Genomic DNA, 532 nt, shown 5'->3' with positions numbered 1-532 from the left:
CCTGAGCATTGGTCCCATCTCCCATCGGTACATTCGCCCCCTCTGACGACATTTAGAGGGGGAGATGTTGGATGCAAAGACGGCCTCGTCGGCGGAAGCGTGGGCGGAGGAGGAGTTTGGGCATGCGGACCTTGGAGACCCGCGCCGGACCCGGCGGCTGACGTGCATGGCCGCGCAGGCGGTGCTGTGTCCGTCGGGAAAGGTGAGTGAGGTCTTCCAGGTCGATGCCCACAGGCAGGGAGCGTACGACTTCCTGGAGAGCCGACACATCGACGCAGGGGCCATCCTCGAGGCCATCGGCCTTGCCAGCGCGCGCCGTTGCGCCAAGGAGATGTTCGTCTTCGTCGCCATCGATGGCACAAGCCTCACGCTCACGGATCACAACCGAAACAAGGACTTCGGCGCGGTCGGCACGCACGGTCGAGGCACTCGGGGGCTCAAAGTCGTCTGCGGTCTCGCCGTCGACGCGCAGGGGGTGCCCTGCGGCTTGACGTCGATGCAGTGGTGGGCGCGAGAGCAGAAGCAGAAAGAA

Annotated in this window: 1 protein-coding gene; it reads left to right on the top strand. The window is 65.0% G+C overall.

The features are described from left to right. Nucleotides 1–64: 64 nt before the first annotated feature. Nucleotides 65–532 (top strand): IS4/Tn5 family transposase DNA-binding protein (locus QHF89_RS49920; RefSeq protein ID WP_284722035.1); only part of this gene is annotated, 468 nt, incomplete at its 3' end.

Origin of the sequence: Polyangium sorediatum (genome assembly GCF_029946465.1) — a bacterium.
GTDB classification, from domain to species: Bacteria; Myxococcota_A; Polyangia; order Polyangiales; family Polyangiaceae; genus Polyangium; species Polyangium fumosum.
The sequence above is the reverse complement of the archived record's forward strand: the minus strand, read 5'-3'. Positions and strand labels throughout refer to the sequence as shown.